The sequence below is a fragment of the Rhizobium sp. SVR5-9E genome (assembly GCF_056755095.1).
This window is the reverse complement of sequence record NZ_JBNDHS010000314.1, coordinates 1-320: the sequence shown is the minus strand read 5'-3', so window position 1 is coordinate 320 and position 320 is coordinate 1. Positions and strand designations below refer to the sequence as shown.

The 320-nt window shown below is 30.6% G+C and carries 1 protein-coding gene; it reads left to right on the top strand.

The window, feature by feature from the left end; all coding sequences use genetic code 11:
* Positions 1 to 61: 61 nt before the first annotated feature.
* Positions 62 to 320, top strand: a 259-nt coding sequence (locus ACPYOJ_RS34965) for a hypothetical protein (protein ID WP_481420323.1), incomplete at its 3' end; no start/stop codon positions are given.

The window sequence follows — 320 nt, the reverse complement described above, 5'->3', positions numbered from 1 at the left end:
ATATCTTACGATGTCAAAAATTGATAATTTATTGTTTTTTGCTTATACTTTAGGACATGAAATGAATCATGTATTTGATAATAGATTCTTTCAAGACAAATTTATTGAGATAACAAAGTTTGGAGATAAATCGAGTATTCCATTTCGTAATGCATTTGGGCTTTATAAAGAATCAAATGGTTTGGGTTGGGAGATGCAGTTTGGAAACTCAAAATTATGCGGAGTAACTGGTTTTGAAGCTGCTTCTTTTTATTATGGTCCTAAAGGTTGGGGAATGTACGATCAAAACACCGTTGATAAATTAAGTCCATATATAAATC